The following is a 386-nucleotide window of genomic DNA, read 5'->3' as shown; positions in this document are numbered from 1 at the left end:
CTCGACCTTGTAGTTCTGCACCTCCGTATGCGGCTCGGCTCCCAATATGTCGGTATGGACGAACGGAAAATGCGCGATGTCCAGGAAGTTCTCCACCGCGCGCAGCGGTGAGCAGCGCACGCGCACCACCCCGACATCGACGAGCCGGCGGCCGGGCTGGTCGGCCTCGGGGATCGCAAACAGCGGCTTTTGCGGATCGCCGAGCGACGCCCAGACATGGCCATAGCGGATACAGGCCGGCAGAACACGTCCGTTGCCGCCGGTGACCTTGGCGTTCCCGTCCTCGCCGAGCCTCACCTCGATCGGCTCGCCCATGAGGGCGGTCTTGCGTCCATGCGCATCGAGCTGGCTGGCAAGGCCGACCGGATACCATTCGTCGATCATCG

The 386-nt window shown here is 65.5% G+C and carries 1 pseudogene; it reads right to left on the bottom strand.

Going from position 1 to position 386, the window contains the following annotated elements:
- A pseudogene (locus EN845_RS33990) lies at positions 1 to 384 on the bottom strand (aromatic ring-hydroxylating dioxygenase subunit alpha); the annotation flags it as partial.
- Positions 385 to 386 lie beyond the last annotated feature (2 nt).

It is taken from the genome of Mesorhizobium sp. M8A.F.Ca.ET.202.01.1.1 (assembly GCF_004791595.1).
GTDB lineage: Bacteria > Pseudomonadota > Alphaproteobacteria > Rhizobiales > Rhizobiaceae > Mesorhizobium.
The sequence above is the reverse complement of the archived record's forward strand: the minus strand, read 5'-3'. Positions and strand labels throughout refer to the sequence as shown.